The sequence below is a fragment of the Plantactinospora sp. GCM10030261 genome (assembly GCF_042666615.1).
In the GTDB taxonomy this organism is placed as follows: Bacteria; Actinomycetota; Actinomycetes; order Mycobacteriales; family Micromonosporaceae; genus KBS50.
Genome location: NZ_JBHTDD010000011.1, coordinates 18,065 through 36,704 on the forward strand (window position 1 = coordinate 18,065; position 18,640 = coordinate 36,704).

Annotated in this window: 12 protein-coding genes and 1 tRNA gene; 6 read left to right on the forward strand and 7 right to left on the reverse strand. The window is 70.4% G+C overall.

Annotation, left to right across the window (positions count from 1 at the left end; translation table 11 throughout):
• Window positions 1–196 precede the first annotated feature (196 nt).
• A complete protein-coding gene (locus ACFQUZ_RS15110; protein ID WP_377442473.1) occupies window positions 197–1,237 on the reverse strand; it encodes an NAD(P)-dependent alcohol dehydrogenase in 1,041 nt (346 codons plus the stop codon).
• A gap of 274 nt (window positions 1,238–1,511) precedes the next feature.
• Window positions 1,512–3,059, reverse strand: a complete 1,548-nt coding sequence (locus ACFQUZ_RS15115; RefSeq protein WP_377442475.1) for a polysaccharide lyase family 1 protein — start codon at window positions 3,057–3,059, stop codon at window positions 1,512–1,514.
• Window positions 3,060–3,410: 351 nt separating this feature from the next.
• Between ACFQUZ_RS15115 and ACFQUZ_RS15120 the strand changes: the two genes are divergently transcribed.
• From ACFQUZ_RS15120 to ACFQUZ_RS15130, 3 genes are all read left to right on the forward strand, one after another.
• A tRNA-Lys gene (locus ACFQUZ_RS15120) sits at window positions 3,411–3,479 on the forward strand.
• A gap of 220 nt (window positions 3,480–3,699) precedes the next feature.
• Window positions 3,700–4,494, forward strand: coding sequence for a hypothetical protein (locus tag ACFQUZ_RS15125; RefSeq protein ID WP_377442477.1), 795 nt, complete (start codon window positions 3,700–3,702; stop codon window positions 4,492–4,494).
• Window positions 4,495–4,652: 158 nt separating this feature from the next.
• Window positions 4,653–4,865, forward strand: coding sequence for a hypothetical protein (locus tag ACFQUZ_RS15130; protein ID WP_377442479.1), 213 nt, complete (start codon window positions 4,653–4,655; stop codon window positions 4,863–4,865).
• Here the strand turns inward: ACFQUZ_RS15130 and ACFQUZ_RS15135 are convergent.
• The 4 genes from ACFQUZ_RS15135 to ACFQUZ_RS15150 all read right to left on the reverse strand — a co-directional run bounded on the left by ACFQUZ_RS15135 (window position 4,796) and on the right by ACFQUZ_RS15150 (window position 11,202).
• On the reverse strand, window positions 4,796–6,046 hold the full coding sequence (locus ACFQUZ_RS15135) for a VWA-like domain-containing protein (RefSeq protein WP_377442481.1): 1,251 nt from the start codon (window positions 6,044–6,046) through the stop codon (window positions 4,796–4,798). The two genes, ACFQUZ_RS15130 and ACFQUZ_RS15135, sit on opposite strands and share 70 nt — an antisense overlap.
• Window positions 6,043–7,299: an AAA family ATPase gene (locus tag ACFQUZ_RS15140; RefSeq protein ID WP_377442483.1), complete on the reverse strand. Its 1,257-nt coding sequence runs from the start codon at window positions 7,297–7,299 to the stop codon at window positions 6,043–6,045. Before ACFQUZ_RS15140 ends, ACFQUZ_RS15135 begins: the two co-directional genes overlap by 4 nt.
• 74 nt (window positions 7,300–7,373) lie before the next feature.
• Window positions 7,374–8,744: a hypothetical protein gene (locus ACFQUZ_RS15145; protein ID WP_377442486.1), complete on the reverse strand. Its 1,371-nt coding sequence runs from the start codon at window positions 8,742–8,744 to the stop codon at window positions 7,374–7,376.
• Between the two features lie 196 nt (window positions 8,745–8,940).
• Window positions 8,941–11,202: a catalase gene (locus tag ACFQUZ_RS15150; RefSeq protein WP_377442487.1), complete on the reverse strand. Its 2,262-nt coding sequence runs from the start codon at window positions 11,200–11,202 to the stop codon at window positions 8,941–8,943.
• A gap of 510 nt (window positions 11,203–11,712) precedes the next feature.
• On the opposite strand from ACFQUZ_RS15150, the gene ACFQUZ_RS15155 reads away from it, so the two are divergent.
• A complete protein-coding gene (locus ACFQUZ_RS15155) occupies window positions 11,713–12,708 on the forward strand; it encodes a glycoside hydrolase family 11 protein (RefSeq protein WP_377442489.1) in 996 nt (331 codons plus the stop codon).
• Window positions 12,709–12,875: 167 nt separating this feature from the next.
• On the opposite strand, the gene ACFQUZ_RS15160 is transcribed toward ACFQUZ_RS15155, so the two are convergent.
• A complete protein-coding gene (locus ACFQUZ_RS15160) occupies window positions 12,876–13,697 on the reverse strand; it encodes an endonuclease/exonuclease/phosphatase family protein (protein ID WP_377442491.1) in 822 nt (273 codons plus the stop codon).
• A gap of 443 nt (window positions 13,698–14,140) precedes the next feature.
• Here ACFQUZ_RS15160 and ACFQUZ_RS15165 point away from each other — a divergent pair, with 443 nt between their 5' ends.
• Together ACFQUZ_RS15165 and ACFQUZ_RS15170 are read left to right on the forward strand one after the other, a co-directional pair.
• Window positions 14,141–16,129: a hypothetical protein gene (locus ACFQUZ_RS15165; RefSeq protein ID WP_377442493.1), complete on the forward strand. Its 1,989-nt coding sequence runs from the start codon at window positions 14,141–14,143 to the stop codon at window positions 16,127–16,129.
• A 56-nt stretch (window positions 16,130–16,185) separates the two neighbouring features.
• Entirely contained in the window at window positions 16,186–18,531 is a 2,346-nt protein-coding gene (locus ACFQUZ_RS15170; RefSeq protein WP_377442495.1) for a hypothetical protein, read from the forward strand.
• Window positions 18,532–18,640: the final 109 nt, after the last annotated feature.

An 18,640-nucleotide genomic window follows, 5' to 3' on the forward strand; every position in this document is an offset into this window, starting at 1 on the left:
GATGTGTGCCTCGACCGTTCGTGCGTCCCGACTGTAGATCAGGCGCGGCCCGGCGCTGCGGGAGACCTCAACCGGGGATCGGGGCGGCGTCGCGGCATCCCTGCCCGGTCAACCGCCGCCGCCCGCGGGTGAACCGGCGGCGGTGACCCGCCCGGCCGCGGAGGGTGGCCGGGCGGGTCTGGTCAGCGGTGCCGGGTCAGCCGAGCGTGGCGGTGTCGATGACGAACCGGTAGCGAACGTCGGAGGCGAGGACCCGGTCGTACGCCTCGTTGATCTTGTTGGCGGGGATGAGTTCGATGTCGGCGCCGATCTGGTGCTCACCGCAGAAGTCGAGCATCTCCTGGGTTTCGCGGATGCCGCCGATCATCGAGCCGGCGTACGAGCGTCGGGCGCCGATGAGGGAGAAGGCGTTGAGGCTCAGCGGCTCGGCGGGGGCGCCGACATTGACCAGGGTGCCGTCGACCGCCAGCAGGCCGAGGTAGGCGTCGACGTCGATGCTGGCGCTCACCGTGTTGATGATGAGGTCGAACCGGCCAGCGAGTTCGTCGAACGTCTGCGGGTCACTGGTCGCGTGGTAGTGGTCGGCGCCCAGCCGGAGCCCGTCCTCCTGCTTCTTCAGCGACTGGGACAGGACGGTCACCTCGGCACCCATGGCGTGGGCGAGCTTGACCGCCATGTGTCCCAACCCGCCGAGACCGACGACTGCGACCGTCCTGCCGGGCCCGGCACCCCAGTGGCGCAAGGGCGAGTATGTGGTGATGCCCGCGCACAGCAGCGGCGCGGCGGCCGCGGAGTCGATCCCGGCGGGCACCGACAGGACGAAGTCGGCGTCGACGACGACGTGGCTGGCGTAGCCGCCCTGGGTGGTGGTGCCGTCCCGGTCGGGAGCGCCGTAGGTGCCCACCATGCCGTTGCGGCAGTACTGCTCGTCGCCGTTGCGGCAGTTGACGCACCCCCGGCAGGAGTTGACCATGCAGCCTACACCGACCCGGTCACCGACGCGGTGCCGGGTGACGTCGGAGCCGACCTCGGCGACGACGCCGACGATCTCGTGACCCGGGACCAGCGGATACGGCTGGGGTCCCCAGTCACCACGAACGGTGTGGATGTCGGAATGGCAGATTCCGGCGTGCGTGATGTCGATGAGAACGTCGGTGGGTCCGACCTCCCGGCGCTCGATGGTCGTCGGGACCAGCGGCTCGGACGCGCCGGGTGCCGCGTAGGCGTGCACACGCATGATGTGGTTGCTCCTCAGTCGGACGATGCTCTTTGCGGGACGGGTGGTGGAGTGTCGCCGGAAAATCCGGCGCCTTCTGGTCAGTACCCGCCATCCGCCGACAGGAAAGCGTGGGATGCGATCGGCACTGTCGCGTGCGTCACCGCGCCCGTCGGTGGCTGACGTCGGTACGGTGGTGATCCCGCAACTCGCGGCCGGACGCGTGGTGGCGGGCGGGGTCCGCCGGCATTGAACGGACCCCACCCTGCCGGTCCCGCGGAAGTGGTGCGACGGGCTAGCCGGCGTACGTCTCGTACTCGGCGACCCTTGGTGTGCCGGTCGAACTGGTGATGTCGAAGGTGATCTTGGATAGTGTGGTGGGGGAGAAGGTGATGGTGCCGGCCCCGTTGCCCGAGGTCAGGACGGCACCGGTGGTGTGGTTGACGACCCGCCAGGAGCCGATGTTGCCGACGGCGCCGGCCGCCTCCCGGATGACGATCCGGGACACCGTGGTGGGCGAACCCCACTTGATGGAGATGGAGCCGGTCGAGCCGGCCGGTGACCAGTAGGTGTTCAGGTCGCCGTCGCGTACGTTGCCGTAGCTCGTCCCGCTCGCCTTGCTGGACCCGTCGGAGCCGGCCCCGATGCTCAGGTTCGTCCCGCCGGGATTGCTGGGCGTCGGGGTGGGTGTGGTGGGCGTCGGCGTCGGACTGGTGGGTGTCGGCGACGGGTTGGTCGGCGAGCAGTTGCCGTCCGACACCTGGAGGCCCTTGTTGGCGCCCGCCGTCTGCCGCACGACGTCCGGCACACAGTTGGCCCCGTCGAGGCTGTAGGCGTACGGGATGCTGACGCTGGTGTTGGACGGCATGCCGGGGCCGGCGGGGTAGTTCTCGCTGCCGGCGCTGGACCAGGTCACGTTGTCGAGGATGTTGCCACTGGCCTGCCAGTAACCGCGCTCGTTCGTGTAGAAGGTGCCCAGCACGTCCTTGGAGTTGCGGAAGTAGTTGTTCTCCACCTTGGCGGAGGCTCCCGCCCGGGAGTTGATGCCGGACTCGTGCAGGCTCACGTAGTGGTTGTTGTAGATGTGCGCGGTGCCGCCACGGAGCAGGGGCGTACGTGAGTCGATGTTCTCGTACAGGTTGTGGTGGAACGTGACGTAGCCGTTGGAGGTGTCGCTCTCGCTCGATCCGATCAAGCCACCGCGGCCGGAGTTGCGCAGGATGCTGTACGACAGGGTCACGTACTGGGTGTTGTTCTTCATGTCGAAGAGGCCGTCGAAGCCCTCCGACTCACCGCCCGAGGCCTCCAGGGTGACGTGGTCGACCCAGACGTTGCGGACGCTGCTCTCCATGCCGATGGCGTCGCCGCCGTTGGAGGTGGGCGAGCCCGACTTCTTGACGTTCCGGACCGTCACGTTCTGGATGATGATGTTGCTGGCCTCGCGGATGTGGATGCCGAGCTGGTCGAAGACGGCTCCGCCACCGACGCCGATGATCGTGACGTTGCTGATCTGCTTCAGCTCGATCACGCCGTCGGCGGTGCTGCAGCTGCCGCCTGAGACCTTGCTGGTGTTGCCGTGGTTGATGGTCCCCTCGACCTGGATGGTGATCGGGGTGCTGCTGCTGGCCCGACCACACAGGGCGGCGTGGATCGCGGTCCCGGTGGTGGCCCGGACCACCTGCCCGCCCGCCCCGCCGGTGGTCCCACCGTTACGGGTCGCGTAACCGGTGACACTGCCGGTCGCCGCCGACGCCTGAGGTGTCGGCAGCGCCAACACGGCTGTGGCCCCGATGGCCAGGGTGGCCAACGCCGCCTGGAGTCCCCGTGCGACTGGTCGTCTCATCGTCGTCTCACCTTTTCCTCGAAGATGCTGGAGTCGCTGCTGCTGGTTCTCGGGTTGGCCTTTTTCGGCGGGCTGCCCGTGCCGGCCTGGACGTGAACCCGGTCAGGGCTCCCGGCCGCCGCGCCACCCCGGGAGGTGACGGCTGACCTGGCGCGGGAGCCGCCGCCGGTGCTGAGAACCGTTCCGTGGACAAGGTCCACCGCGCGGCGTCGCCCGGAGACACCGTGAGGAAAGCGCTTTCCTGGAATGAGCGTAGAGAGGTTATTAGGCGAACGTCAATGTGTTGCCGTTGTTTGCAGAGACGCCCTCCATACGCGGTCGCGGAGAGGGTGACCAGCCATCCTCAGGTGGGCGACGTGCCGACGGCGGACCCGCGGACTCTTAATCCGCGGGTTCGGGGTTCGAGTCCCTGGCGGCGCACAGAACTAGGCCCTGACCAGCAAGACGCTGGCCAGGGCCTTAACGTCTATCTATGTAGTTTTAACTTGCCCCCGTAAACCCCTGGGTAACGGTCCGGGGCGATCAGGTTCGGCGCGGCCGGGCCGGCAAGCGCGCTGGCCCCCGATCCCACGCCGGTCTATGCCGTCCGGGTTTGGTCGGGGTCGCGGCCTTCGGGGTCGTCTGACTCTGGCCTTCGGGCATGAGCAGCTCAAGAGATCATCAAGGTTCCTACGGCACGGTGATCGATCCGAAGTGGGTCATGCCCGAACGGCCATCATCGCTGATCTCGTCGTTGTCCTTTGCGCCGGCTCTGACCGTGTCTGCGCCGCCATCGGCGCCCTACGCCTCGCCGGAGTCACCAACCTCGTCGCCGCCAACCGGCACCACGCCCGAGGCAGCAGTCGGACACTGGCCCTCCTCGGCATCACCTAACGACAGCCGGGGGCCCCTGGGGCTGAAACGCGCACGGACGTCATCGATGATGACGGGCATGGACATGGACGCTCGACGGGCCGTGGTTGTGGCGCTGCTGAGGCTGGCCGGCAGCGGCGCCTACCAGGATCGGGCGGATGCCGGCCGGGCCCTGGCGAGTTTCGCGGAGATGCCGGAGTCGGCACAGCAGTTGCGCCGGCTTCTGCTTGACGCTGACGACACGTTCGTCACCCTCGTGACTGCGGATGCGCTGCTTCGTCGGAAAGACCCGGCCGGTTTGGCGCTGGTCGCGCGAGCGCTGGCGGACGCCGACGACAACCATGCAGACTGGATCTTTACCGCAGTCCAGAACGTGTACATGATCTACGCCAGCGAACGTGACGCTGCGGTGCGGATGTGCGACGCGTTGCTCGAAGAGCCTGATCCAGGCATTCGTCAAGGAGCCGCTCGTTTGTCGGGCACCCTTGCTGCGATCAACCCGGTTCTCTACCCCGTAGACAGCAGTGGAGATGGCCGGGCACCTCTGGACGCCAGGGCCTGGCAAGATCGCTGCGGGAGGTAAGAGTCATTGCAGTACAAATGGATTTGGTTGGCTGGCGGACCGCTGCTCGTCGCTCCGCAATCGGTGCTGTCGCTGTGGCCCGGTGCGGATAGCACGGATGGTCCCGTGAAGAGCTGGGGGACTACGGCCGGGCGTGCGCGGTCGACAACTACGTCGGCGTGGTCGCCATAGGTCGGCAGCAGGTGCTTGTCCTGGGCGACGAGCCGGCAACAACGATGTACCTAACCACGGAACGCCTGTTACTGCGGCGTACGAGGAAGACCGGATCGGCGAGATGGCCGAGATCACCTCCGAGGGCGGCTCACCTGCTGGCGGGCACGGATCCGATGGTGACGACCCGCGCCCACCGCGGCGGGCTCTCCGGTCGGTAGTCAGGGTCCTGCTCGGCCCGCGTTCCGTCGACCGGCCTGGGAAACAGCCCCACAACGGTCCGGCACGGTGGTTGAGCGTCCGGCCACGGTGTCTGCCCGTCGGTCAGGGCCACGACGACGTCCGGGCGGGGGCAGGTGCGCAGCGCCGCAGCGAATCCGGTACGCAGGTCCGTCCCACCGCCGCCGACCAGCGGTATCCCCTCGGCCCGGCAGATCGGGCCCGCCACCCGGGCCGCCGTGTCGCACGACAGCACGGTCACCAGGTCCCGTCGACCGCCCACCGCCCGGGTGATCGCGACCACCTCGAGCAGCGCGCTGCCCAGTTCGGCGTCGCTTACCGAACCGGAGGTGTCGATGACCACCGATACCCGGGGTGGTCGGCGGCGCAGGCTGGGTAGGACGACGCCGGGCAGGCCGGCGGCGCGTCGTGCCGGCCGGCCGTAGCGGTAGTCGTCGCCCGCGCCGGCTCCGGAGGCCGCCGAGCGGACCGCGGCGCCCAGTAGTTCCCGCCATGGCTGAGGGGGGTGGAACGCCTCCTCCGCCCATCGTCGCCAACCCCCGGGTGCGTCCCCTGGGTGCCCGACGATGCCCCGCGCGATCCGGAACCGTACCGCGTCGCGTTCCTGGGGGCTGAGCCCGTGCGCACCGTCGGGGCCCAGGTCCCACTCCCGGGTCAGCCCGTCGGCGCCGCTGCCGCAGTCCAGCCAGGACAGGCCCTGCGTGTACGGGCCGAGCCGGAACTGCCGAAGATAGTCCTCCATCAACTCACCAGCGCGCAGCCGCAGCGCCTCCGGGACGACGGCCCCGTGGGGCCGGTCCAGCCCGTCGCCGTACACGTCGTCGTTGATCTCGCAGTCGGCGGCGATGTTCATCCGCAGCCGTTCACCCGCGCCGGTCAGGCCGTGCCGGTCGGCGAACCGGTCGCCGCGCCCGTGGTGGTCCCGCAGCAGGTGGGAGACCTCGTGCACCCACACCCCGGCCAGCTCCCGCAGTGGGCTGCGGGCGACGAACGCCGGGGAGACGTAGCAGCGCCAGTGGGGGTCGACAGCCATCGTCGGCACCCGCCGCGACGGCACCACGTGCAGCGCGAACAGCGCCGTGGCCAGGTAGGGCCGAACCCGGGCGGCGTGCAGCCGGGCGGCGTAGAGCTTCTCGACGTCGAGCGCCAACCCGGGCGTCACCGGCCGGCCCCGGCAGGGATGGTGGCGGTTGCCCGGTCTGCGTGCCTGGCCAGGGACACCGCCCCGGCCAGCCGTTCGATGGCAACCGGCACGTCCCAGTCGGTCCGGCGCAACCCGGCCAGGCTGGTCGCCGGCGCGACCACCAGGTCCGGGGCGCCGGTCTCCAGTGCCCGGACCAGCAGGGTCCACGCCGCGTCCCAACGGGACCGGTCCGGGCGGTTCCGGACTGCCTCCACCACGCCTTCGAGGACGGTCTGACGCAGGTCGCCCCGCTCCGGCAGGTCGGCGGTGACCGGGTCGGCCAGCAGCGTCTCGGGATCCGGAAGGTCCATCCGGTCCAGTCTGGCCAGCAGCTCCAGCCCGGGGCCGTCGCCGACGGCACCTCGTACCAGCATGGACAGCACCTCCCGGGAGGTGCCGGCGGCGGTGGCGAACGCGGTCAGCCGCAGCGCCATCTCCCAGCTGCGCGGCGATGGCCAGGGACCGCCCCGGCGGGCTTCGGTGGTCGGGAGCTGGTGCACGAGCTCGGGGCGGGTGGTGAGCAGCCCGCACACAGCGCGGCGGGCGAATGCGACGGCGTCGGGAAGGCGCCGCGGGTCCAGCCGCGGCAGCGTCGCGGTGGGCCAGGTCCCGCCGAGGCCGCGTACCACCACCTCATGGTCGTGGGTCCACCGCAGGTGGACGAACCGGTTGGCCAGGGGCGCACTGAGTTCCCAACCGTCGGCGGCGGAGGCGCGCGGGTTCGCGGCGGCCACGATTCGGACGCCGGCCGGCAGCCGCAGGGCACCGACCCTCCGTTCGAGCACGAGGCGAAGCAGGGCGGCCTGGACGGCCGGCGGCGCGGTGGACAACTCGTCCAGGAACAGCAGCCCACGACCGGCCCGCGCCAGCCGTACGGCCCAGTCCGGCGGGGCCATCGGCACGCCCTGAACGGCCGGGTCGTCACCGACGACCGGCAGCCCGGAGAAGTCGGACGGCTCGTGCACGCTGGCGATCACGGTGGTCAACGGCAGGTCCAGGGCGTCGGCGAGCTGGGTCAGGGCGGCGGTCTTGCCGATCCCCGGTTCGCCCCACAGCAGTACCGGCAGGTCGGCGGCAACGGCCAGGGTCAGAGCCGCCAATTGCTCGTCGGGGCGCGGTTCGGTGGCGGTGTCCCGCAGCAGTGCCAGCAGGTCGGCGGCGATGTCGAGTTGGGACCCGTCCAATGGACCGGAGGGGCGGTGGGTGGTGGTGGACGCGGGCAGGGTCGGCATGGTGATCACCTCGGGTGGTCTGGACGCGGCGGGGCCGCGCCGGATGCGGGAGAGGACTGACCGGGACCGGCTGGTCAGCGGGCAATGGTGTGGCGGGGGCGCGTCCGGTGGTGCCGGGGACGACGGTCCGGGCGAGCGGGCGGTCCACACAAGCGGTCGACCAGACCGGCGCGGAACAGCCCGTACGTGACTTGGCGCAGCGCCGCCGTCGCCAGTTCCTCGCGCAGGGGACCGTCGCGCAGTGACGCGTTGGCTCCCAACAGGCTCTCGACGATGGCCAGGGCCCCGTCGACGTCGCCGTGGTCCAACCGGGCGCGGACATCGTCGAGGCACTCCGGGTGGCGGTGCGCCTCGTCGATCGCCTGCAGGCAGGGCAGCGGGGTGCCGGTGAACGCGGCCAGCAGCTCTTCGCGGCGGATCTCGGCCGGGTCGTGGTCCAGCGGGACGAGCACGCCGTCCACCGGTGCGATCCGGTGCTGTGCGCCCTGGCACGCGATGGTCCAGCTGCTGGGCACGACGTCGGTGGCCCGCTGGGCGTCGGCCGGCCGATGATCCGGCGCCAGAGCCGAGGCGACCAGCGGGTGCAACTGGTCCGCCTCGATCAGCCCGGTCCGCAGCAGGTCCAGATCCGGCTGCACCCACGTCGCCGCGTCCGGCAGCACCGGCAACGTCGGTGGCGGGCTGCCCCGACCGATGGCGTACGGGGGGATCAGTGGCGCGGCGGGGTCGTCCGCCGCCACGTCCAGCAGCAGGTGGCGTCGGGACCCGAGCCGTACGGCGACCGGCCCGTGGCCCCGGCTGTCGGCGCGGAGCAGGATCCGCGCCTCTGCGACCCACCGGTCCACGGCGTAGCCGTGCCCACGCAGCGCCACCACGTCCGGGTCGCCCTGGTCCCCGCCGGGCGGCGGGTCCACCGCCGACCGGGTCCGCAGGTCACCGGTGCGGCGGACGTCCCACAGGTGACGGTGCAGGTCGAGGCGGAACCGACGGTCGGGGCGGGGATGCGGGTGTGTCCGCTGCCCGGACCGCGGACCGTCCCACAGGGCGAGGCTGAACCGCTGGCCGCCGTCCGCCCAGGCCGGTGGGGTCCGGGCCACCAGGTGCAGCGTGCCACCGCCCGGCCGGTGATAGCGGGCCAGGGAGACGGTCAGACCGGCGCGCAGCAACCCGTCCGGTGCGGTCCTCGGCAGGTGCCACCGCAGCAGGTCCGGGGCCAGGTGCCGTACGTCGTCCCGAATCTGGGCAGCGAGCCGGTGGCCGTGGTCACGGGCGACGCGGCCGAGGTCCAGGTCGACGTCGACACGGGCGGCGGCGCACGCCCCGGCCCCGTCCCCGGCGATGCGGCGGGCGGTCGCGGTGGCGATCATTGATGGCGGCACGGCGAAACGGCGCACGCGCAGCCAGAGGGATAGGCGGGGATTCCCGTTCGGAGGCCAAGGGTGCATCAGCACTCACCTTGGTGGAACGGGGCCCCCAATCTTCTGTGAGAGGTGTTCATCGCCGGGAAGCATACAAGTCCCGCGCCGGGCGCACCAGACGCCGCCGTCGTCGCGGCCGTGCTTGAGCCGCTGCCCGGGTCCGCTCCGACGACGGGCCGCCCGCTCCGGCCGGAGCGGGCGGCCCGTCGTCGTGACCGTCGAATCAGCCGACCGAGGCGGGGAACCGTTCCCAGACCCGGTGCGCGGACATCAGCCGCTGCACTTCGGTGAAGGTGTCGGCCGCGGATTCCCGCTCGACGACACCGGGGGAGCCGGCCACTCCCACCTGTCGCAGTACGGCGGTGCCGGCGCCCCAGGCGCCGATCGCCTTGGCGTGTCGCCAGCACTCCTCGACCAGTAGCAGCACGCGTGGATCCACCGCGACGGAGTCGGCGGCACCCGCCTTGGCGTCCCGGGCGGGAATCGCGTCCGGCGCGGGGGCGGGCGCGCCGGCCAGCAGGAGCGCGTCGAACTCGACGGACCGTCCGGTGGCGAAGGTCCGCTGCACCGTCTCACCGCCCACCGTTCCGCCGTGCGCGGCGATGAGCAGCGGCACCATTCCGGCGGAGAAAATCGCCCGACGCACCGTGCCGACCCCGTCGAGGTCGCTGTCGGCGTCGACGACGATGCCGACCATGCGACCGTCACCCGGCCACGTTCTGCCGACCTGCGACAGCGCCGGGCTGGGCGCGACGTCGGCCAGCGGCAGCGTCGGTTCCGGTGCCGGCAGTCCCAGCCCGGTGGCGACCTGCTCGCACAGCACCGGGTCGATGTTGGCGAGGGCCCGCAGCTGCCGTTCCTTGATCGCCTGGTGGTAGCACTTGCCAAGCTCGAAGGTGTAGGCGCGGATGATGTGCTCCCGCTCGACCGGCGACATGCTGAGCCAGAAGAGGCGGGCCTGGCTGTAGTGGTCGTCGAACGAGGCCGGGTTCGCCCGTACCTTCGGCGCCTGTGCCACCGTGACCGGTACGTCGAGGAACGCGTGCTCGTCGTCGCCGGCCGGGAACGGGTTGCCGCCGTCGAGCGAGTTCGGTCGGTACGGCGCCACGCCCGCGTGGACGGCCTGCTGGTGGAAGCCGTCGCGGAGCATGTCGTTGACCGGGGCGTGCGGCCGGTTGATCGGGATCTGCGGGAAGTTCGGGCCGGCCAGCCGGGTCAGCTGGGTGTCGAGGTACGAGAACAACCGGCCCTGCAGCAGCGGGTCGTTCGTGACGTCGATTCCGGGGGGCAGGTGGCCCACGTGGAAGGCGACCTGTTCGGTCTCGGCGAAGAAGTTCGTCGGCGTCCGGTTGAGCACCAGCTTGCCGACGGGTTGGACCGGGGCGAGTTCCTCCGGCACGATCTTCGTCGGGTCCAACAGGTCGATCCCGGCGAAGGTTTCCTCCGGAGTGTCGGGGAAGACCTGGAGGCCGAGTTCCCATTCCGGGTACGCGCCGGCCTCGATCGCGTCGTACAGGTCCCGCCGGTGGAAGTCCGGGTCGATGCCGTTGAGCAGCTGCGCCTCTTCCCAGGTCAGGGAGTGCACGCCCAGCTTCGGCTTCCAGTGGAACTTCGCCAGCACCGTTTCTCCGGCGGCGTTGACCAGGCGGAACGTGTGGACGCCGAAGCCCTCCATCGTCCGGTACGAGCGGGGGATGCCCCGGTCGGACATGTTCCACATGGTGTGGTGCTGCGCCTCGGTGTGCAGGGAGACGAAGTCCCAGAACGTGTCGTGCGCGCTCTGTGCCTGGGGGATCTCCCGGTCCGGGTGTGGCTTGCCGGCGTGGATGACGTCGGGGAACTTGATGGCGTCCTGGATGAAGAAGACCGGGATGTTGTTGCCGACCAGGTCGAAGGTGCCCTCGTCGGTGTAGAACTTGGTGGCGAAGCCGCGGGTGTCCCGAACGGTGTCGGCGGAGCCGCGGGAACCGAGGACGGTGGAGAACCGGACGAAGACCGGTGTTTCCTTGCCCCTGTGCAGGAAGCCGGCCCTGGTGAGTTCCTCGGCGTTGCCGTATCCGGTGAAGACGCCGTGGGCGCCGGTTCCCCGCGCGTGCACCACCCGCTCCGGGATCCGCTCGTGATCGAAGTGCATGATCTTCTCGCGGAGGTGGTGGTCCTGCAGCAGGGTCGGTCCGCGCGGACCGGCCTTCAGGGAGTGGTCGGTGTCCCGCAGCCTCGCTCCCTGCGCGGTGGTGAGGTACGCGCCCTGCTGGCCGTTCGCGGTCGCCGGCGCACCGGTGCGGGCGCCGGTGGGTGTGCGGGTCTCCGGTGCGCCCTGCTCCTTCTTGGGCGGCAGCGGATCGTGCGGGGTGGTCGGTTCCTCGATGGGCGGCGGGGCGCTGCCCGGCTCGCCGGGTACGTCGTTGGTCAGGACGTCGGACACCTTCTCCGCGGCGGTCTCCACCACGTTCTTGACCGCCTTGGCGGGCTTGCTGGAATCCACCGGATCCATACCTCCATCAACCGGTTACGACTGGTGCATTCAGCCCCTACCCGGGGTTTGGTCGGCGAAACAATCGGATTGGGCGGCCTTCGCGGGCCGCGCGTCGATCAACGGCTTCCGGAAGTTTCGGCGATTCGATTCCGAACATCGATCTCCACTGCGGTACGTCACGAGGCGGTGTCGGGAATCGTCCGATCCATCATCGATGCTGACCAGGCTAAAGGTCGCCGGGGGAGGGTCGGTTCGCAAAGATCATATTTCCGAAATGTTTCCGGAAAATGTTGACAGTCGAACGGGTCGATTCGCATACTTCTCGCCATCGACAGATCTCGACAACTGTCGATCCAGGCGCCCCATCGCGACCTGGCCAGCCGGTCATCGGCTTCGACGACCGGCACCCTCGCCGCGTATCGACGCGCGGTGGCTGCCGCCCGGCCATCGGCAGCCTCGTCGGGTCGGATCACGCGGCCCGGGCGTCCCACCCCCCGTTCATGAGGAGGAAGCGCGCACATGAACGACACCCCCACCCACCCGAGGCGCCGCGGGCTCGGCGGCCTCGCCCGGCTCGTCGGCGGCGCCTGCGCCGTCGTGGTCGCGGCCAGCCTGATGCTGCCCGGCATCGCCAACGCCGCGGTGACCTCGAACCAGACGGGCAACCACGACGGCTACTTCTACTCGTTCTGGACCGACAGCCAGGGCACGGTCTCCATGGAACTCGGCTCCGGTGGCAACTACAGCACCTCGTGGCGCAACACCGGGAACTTCGTCGCCGGCAAGGGCTGGAGCACCGGTGGTCGCCGGAGCGTGAGCTACTCCGGCAGCTTCAACCCGTCCGGCAACGCCTACCTGACGCTGTACGGATGGACCCGGAACCCGCTCGTGGAGTACTACATCGTCGACAACTGGGGCACCTATCGGCCCACCGGAACCTACAAGGGCACGGTGACCAGCGACGGCGGCACGTACGACATCTACCAGACGACGCGGTACAACGCCCCGTCCATCGAGGGGACCAGGACCTTCAACCAGTACTGGAGCGTCCGGCAGTCGAAGAAGACCGGCGGCACCATCACCTCCGGCAACCACTTCGACGCCTGGGCCCGTAACGGGATGAACCTGGGCAGCCACGACTACATGATCATGGCGACCGAGGGCTACCAGAGCAGTGGGAACTCCAACATCACGATCGGCTCCGGTGGAGGTACGCCACCGCCGTCGTCACCACCGCCGCCGTCCGGCGGGGGCTGCACCGCGACCCTCTCGGCGGGTCAGCAGTGGGGCGACCGCTACAACCTGAACGTCGCGGTCTCCGGGTCCAACAACTGGACCGTGACGATGAACATCCCGTCCCCGGCGAAGGCCATCGCCACCTGGAACATCAGCGCGAGTTACCCCAGCGCCCAGGTGCTGACGGCCCGGCCGAACGGCAACGGCAACAACTGGGGGGTGACGATCCAGCACAACGGCAACTGGACCTGGCCGTCGGTCTCCTGCAGCGCAAGCTGATGGTGGACGGAAGGACCCCTTGTCGGTGACAGGGGGTCCTTCCTCGCCGCCCAGGGGAGACGCCAGACCTGGTTGACGCCGTCGACGCGGTCCCAGATCCGCCACCGGTGCCGTCGGCGGACCTGTTCCCGGTGGGTCATCCCGTTGGAACAGGCCGCTCTCCACGATCATCCGGGACGCTTGTCACCGCCGGCCTGGTAACCGCCGGACAGGGTCAACTCGGTCTCGATGCCGAAGTGATCGGACAGGTACGCCCGCCGGCCGTCCGCGAGCGGCTCCGCCTCGCGGAGGACCAGCCGCGCCCGCGCGGTCACCGTCCGGCCGGCCGCGGAGCGGACCAGCACGTGGTCGAGCGCGGGCGGTGCCGGCCACGACGGCGTGGGACGGTACGTCGGCTCGGTGTCAGCGGCGAGAACGTCACGCAGGCCGGTCGCCGCCGCGAACTCGTGCAGCGGCGCCGAGCCGCGCGGCAGGTTGAAGTCGCCGGCCACCACCACCGGCAGCGCGGGGTCGAGCGTCGAGAGCGCGCCGGCGAGACGGGTCAGCTCGGCCCGTTCGATGCGCGTGTACCTGTTCTCCGGTGACCAGTCGTCGTCCAGGTTGGCCGACAGATGGGTGTTCACCACGGCGAGCCCGCCGCCCGGGACGCCCAGCGTCGCCACCTGTGCACCCTTGCGCATGAGCAGCTCGGGCCGGATCGGACGCAGCGCGGGGAAGCGCACCCACCGGTGTTGTCTGACGGGCCACCGGGACAGCAGGACCAGACCGCCGTGCAGGAGCACGGCACCCCGGTACGCGTGGTGCGGACAGGACCGGGCCAACCGACGCAGCAGATCGGCGTTCCGGCGGTACATCACCTCCTGCAGGCACACGACGTCGTACCGCTCGCGGTCGAGGATCGCGCCGAGGGCGCGTAGCCGGGCCCGCACGTCGCCCTTGAACAGGGTGTTGAACGTCAACAGGCGCAGGACGGTTCGATCGTCGGCCACCGGGCTATCCGACCTGCGGTGGCGCGCCGGCCCGGCCGGTCTCGCCGCAGCCGGCGACGATGGCGGCCGCGGCGGACAGGCCGGTCTCATGCAGGGTACGGCGGGCGAGTGGCATGCCGGAGATGATGGCAGCACGCCCGAGTCCGCGCCACCGTGCGGTCGGTCCCCGCGCCAGGGCCGTTCGCCCTGGTCCGGAGCATGCCTTGGGCGGTGAGCGGATCGTGGTCGAGCACCACCCGGAGACGGCACGCCAGCCGGTGAAGCCCAGCCGCTCGTTGTCGATACGGGCGCGACCGTATTCCACACGATACGTGGAACGTCCATTGACCGATCCCGAGCTGAGTGGCTAGCCTGCCGTTCATATCAATTTCATCCTGGACCGTAATCCGCGATCCGTGTCAACGGCAGGAGTCGTCCCGGTGCCTCTAACTCGAAGAAACCTGATGTCCGGACTCGCCGGCGGGATGGCCGTCGGCCTGGTCGGCTCGGCGACCAGCACCCAACCCGCCCGAGCGGCGGCCACCACCGTGGACAACCTCGGTGCTCCGCTGCGCGACGTGCTGCTGATCGGCGGCGCCGTCGGGCCAGGTCCCGACGGACGTGCCGTGATCTGGTCGGCGGTCACCGGCAACCCAGCCCATCTCGCCGCGGTCGATCCGCGTACCGGCCAGACCATCTCGTACCAGCCACTCGAGGGCTCGCCGGGCTCCTACGCGGTGGTCGTCGCCCCGGACGGGTCCGTCTATGTCGGCACGTACGAGTCAGGATCGTTGTACCGCCGCCGGCCGGGCCGGAACAGCCCGATCGAGAACCTCGGCACGCCGCTGCCGGGGGAGACCTACATCTGGCGGCTCGCCGTCGACAAGGCCGGACTCATCTACGGCGGGACCTCGCTGGGCGGCAAGGTGTTCCGCTACGACCCGAGCACGGGTGCGGTCCGGGACTACGGCCCGATCCTGGCCGGCAACAAGTACGTACGCAGCATCGCCGTGTGGAACGGCAAGATCTATGCCGGCAGCCAGCCCGACGCCCATCTCTTCGAGATCGACGCCGCCAGCGGCGCCATGCGCGAGCTGCCGCTCCCGCCCGACCTGGGACCGGGCACCGGGATCAACGTGTACGACCTCAACGCCCACGAGGGCCGTGTGTACGCCCGCTTCGGTGGTGCGACCAGCGGACGGCTGGGCATCTGGGAGGTCGCCCACCAGCGTTGGCAGCCGTTGCGGGACAACGTCGCGGGCCTCGATGTCAGTGAGCCGGGCCGGCGCGGCCTGGTCTACTACACCCGCAACGGACGCCTCACCGGTCTCAACCCGAGGACCGGCGTGGAGACCGACACGGGCCTGGAGTTCACCGGCCGGGTGGTGAACAACCGCGGTATCGGCTGGGTCACGCTGGCCGAGCGGAACTGGCCGGGGCGCACCCTTGTCGGGTTGCTGTGGCGGGGGGCGATGTTCCGTTACAACCCACTGACCGGGCGCTCCGACATTACCCAGACCGACATACCCGGTGAGCCGATTCCGTTGTCCTGCCTCAGCATCGCGGAGAGCGGACGGATGTGGGCGGGGGGTTATCTCAACGGGGGAGTCGCGCAGGTCGACCCGGACACCGGTGCGGCACAGTTCAACCGCTTCTCGCAGACCGAGAGCGTGCTCGACCTCGGCGACACGGTCTGGCTCGGCGCGTACCCGGACGCCCGGCTCTACCGCTACGACCCGGCCGCCCCGTGGAACAGCACCGAGTACTCACCCGGACCGCCCGGCACCGCGGAGAATCCGGTGAAGGTGGTCGACCTCAAGGCGGTCGACCAGGTTCGGGCCCGGGCCAGCACCGACGCGGGTCGATGGGTGGCGTACGGCACGATGCCCAACGTCGAGTTGGGCGGCGCCCTGGTCGTCGTGGACAAGGCCACCGGGACGAGCCGGGTGCACCGGCCGGTGGTGACCGATCAGTCCATCATCACGTTGACTCATGCATCCGGCCTGGTGATCGGCGGGACGTCGATCCATGGTGGATACTCGGTGCCACCACCTACCCAGACCGAGGCCGCGATCTTCGGTTTCGATCCGGCGACCGACGCCAAGATCTTCGAGGTCGTGCCGGTCTCCGGCGCCACCCAGGTCAGCGGGCTGGTCACCGACCGGGACGGCGGGGTCTGGTTGCTGGCCGGCGGCCAGTTGTGCGCGTTCGACGTCGCCACCCGTGCTGTGGTCCGGCGGGTCACCGTCCCGGCCGGCACCGGCCGGCTCGGTTACCACGCGGCCAGTGACATGTTCTACGTGCTGGCCGGGGGCACGCTGGCCAGCGTCTCCCGTACCGACCTGACCGTCCGTACGGTGCTCCAGCACCCGGCCGACATCCTCGCCGTCCACCCGGACGGTCGGGTGTTCCTGGCCGACGGACCCACCGTCTACCGGGTCACGCTCGCGTGAGCGGCCGTGCGGTGACACCCGATCCACGAATCGGCACAGTCCCAAGGGGGAGCAGCATGGATGGACCGACCCACGTGCGCCCGGCCGGCGGGCGGCCGCCGACCGCGAACCGACGCCGGATCGCCGCCGTCGCGGCGGCACTGGCCGCGGCCCTGCTCGGGCTGGTCCCTACCCCGGCCGACGCCCAGCCGGGTCGGGCAAGCGCGGACCCCGTCGACGGCGGCGTGTTCACCGATCTCGGTACGCCGCTCACGGCGCTTACCATCATGGAGGGTGCCTTCGGTCGGGACTCCGACGGATCACCGGTCATCTACGCCGTGCCGGCGGGCGAGAACGCCGCCCTCAACGTCATCGACCTGACCACCCGCACGCGCGAACGCACCGTCCCGCTGCCGGGGGCCTCCGGGGCCTGGGCCATCACGGTGGTTCCGGACGGCACCGTCTACGTCGGCTCGTACGACAACGGTCACCTCTACCGCTACCGGCCGGGAGACGAGGCCGTGACCGACCTCGGACAGCCCGTTCCCGGGGAGACGTACGTCTACGGATTGAGCGCCGGCCCGGACGGATCCGTCTACGGCGGGACCTATCCGCACGCGCACGCGTTCCGCTACCACCCCGCGACCGGCGTCACCGACTACGGCAGCCTCGACGCGGTACAACAGTACGCCCGGGCGGCCGTCCACGATCCGGACCACAACGCGCTGTTCGTGGGGCTGGCCACCCCGAAGGCCCGGTTGTTCCGCATCGACGTGGCCTCCGGCGAGCGACGCGAGATCACCCCGCCCGGCTTCACCGGGGCCGGCTTCAGCGACCTCGACTACGCCGACGGCCGGGTGTTCGGCAACGTGGACGGCCAGCTCGTGGTCTTCGACGCGGCCACCGGCGAGCAGTTGGCGTTCACGGACGCGGCCACCGGGACCCGGGTGCAGCGGTATCCCCTGGCGGCGCGCGGGGTGTCCGCCGCCGCCGACGGCGCCATCTACTTCACCACCACCGGGGCGGTGCTGGCCCGCTACGACCTGGCCAGCAACACGGTGAGCACGGTGACGCGCGCCGGAGGTCCGGTGGTGCTGACCCGCGGGGTGGCGATCGGGTACGGCTGGGTCACCGAGAACCAACGGCCGGTGCTGTACGGCCTGGCCGGCAACTACTCCGGTGGCACGTTCCGGTTCGACCCGCTGGACAACTCGCTGTCCCAGTGGTCGTCACCGTTCCAGTACGTTCCGGTCAATCTGATGCACGCCATTGGTAACCCCGCGGACGGCACCGTTGTCGTCAACGCGTTCCTCAACGGCACCACCGGAGTCTACGATCCGGCCACCGGTCGCACCGCCACCGCGCCGAGGCTGGGCCAGGTGGAGGGGTGGAACTGGGCCGACGGGAAGTTGTACGCGGGGAGCTACCCGGCCGGCACGCTGACCGTGTGGGACCCGCGAACACCGACCAGCTCGACCAACCCGCGGCAGCTGTTCAGTCTGGAGGCCAGCCACCACCAGAATCGGCCGGTCGCTGTGGTGCCGGACGGCGACACCGTCTACCTCGGCACCACGCCGGGCTACGGGTTGTACGGTGGGGCGCTCACCGAGTACGACATCACCTCTGACACGTTCGAGGTGCACCGCGACATCGTCCCGGACCAGCCGATCGCCGCCCTGTTGCCGCTCGGTGATGTGGTGTTCGGCGGATCCAGTGTGGAGGGCGGACAGGGCACCCCCGGGCCCCGGGCGACGGAGGCGCGGTTGTTCGTCTACGACCCGGCTACCGGTGCCAAGACGGCCGAGTACACCCCGGTTCCCGGTGCGCACAGCATCAACGAGCTGAGCCGTGGACCGGACGGCCGGATCTGGGGTCTGGCGGACGGAACGGTGTTCGTCTTCGACCCGGAGACCCGTACCGTGGTCCGCCGTGTTCCGGTGTTTCAGGGGCACACGGGCGCCCAGGACGGGTCCTTGCAGTGGCGGGACGGTTACCTCTATGGCGCCGCGGGTGGCCGGTTGTTCCTGGTCGACTCGCTGGACGGCACGGCTCACGTCCTGCGCGCGGGCGGTGTCAACCGGTTGACGCGGACCCCGGACGGCACGATGTATCTGTTGTTGCGTCCGGAGGGCTGGTCGAATTACACGAATCTGGCCAGCTACCGGCCGGCCGAGGACCCGTGTCCCAGCTCGGACCTGCGGGCCACGGTGTCGGTGGCTGATATGGACAGTGGCGTGCGGAACCGCTTCGTGTCCCACGGGTGCACGGTGGGTGACGCGCTTCCCGATGTTGACGCGGGTTGGCCCGATCACGGGGCGTTCGTGGTGGCGGTGACGCGGGTGGTCAAGGATCTGCGGGCCGCCGGCGCGATCAGCGCCGCCGAGGGAGCGGCTCTGATCGCCGCGGCAGCCCGCTCCCGGTAAGGGGACTCGGGGTGCGGGTTCCGGAGGTCCCGTCCGGAACCCGCACCCCGGGCACGGCGAGCCGCCACCGGGTCCATGGGTCCGGTGGCGGCTGCCGACGGCCCGACCG